Origin of the sequence: Catellatospora coxensis (assembly GCF_016862635.1) — a bacterium.
GTDB classification, from domain to species: domain Bacteria; phylum Actinomycetota; class Actinomycetes; order Mycobacteriales; family Micromonosporaceae; genus Catellatospora; species Catellatospora coxensis.
Genome location: NZ_BONI01000222.1, coordinates 1 through 515 on the forward strand (window position 1 = coordinate 1; position 515 = coordinate 515).

At 62.1% G+C, this 515-nt stretch carries 1 protein-coding gene; it reads left to right on the forward strand.

Features of this window, described 5'->3' with window-relative positions:
* Nucleotides 1–27: 27 nt before the first annotated feature.
* Nucleotides 28–515: extracellular solute-binding protein (locus tag Cco03nite_RS42125; RefSeq protein WP_239168104.1), on the forward strand; the 488-nt coding region annotated here is incomplete at its 3' end.

Consider the following 515-nt stretch of genomic DNA (forward strand, 5'->3'; position numbering starts at 1 on the left):
CCGTGGTCGGCTGACTGGAACGCCGGTATGGCCAAGGGTTCGTTCGTCACGCTCGCGTGCCCGTCGTGGATGATGGCGTACATCCAGTCGCAGGCGAAGGACTCTTCGGGTAAGTGGGACATCGCTGCGGTGCCTGGTGGTGGCGGTAACTGGGGTGGTTCGTTCCTGACGCTGCCCAAGCAGGGTAAGAACGTGCAGGAGGCCGCGAAGCTGGCGAAGTGGCTGGTGGCTCCGGAGCAGCAGGCGAAGGTGTTCCGTGCGCTGGGCAACTTCCCGTCGACGGTGTCGCTGTACGAGGACGCGGTGATCAAGGACTTCAAGAACCCGTTCTTCAACAACGCGCCGGTGGGTCAGATCTTCTCGAACTCGGTGAAGACGATGGTGCCGCAGTACATGGGTCCGAAGTCCGGTGACATCAACACGGCGATTCAGAACGGTCTGACTCGTGTGGAGCAGGGCAAGCAGAAGCCCGACGAGGCCTGGACGCAGTCCGTCAAGGACGTCAACGCACTCCT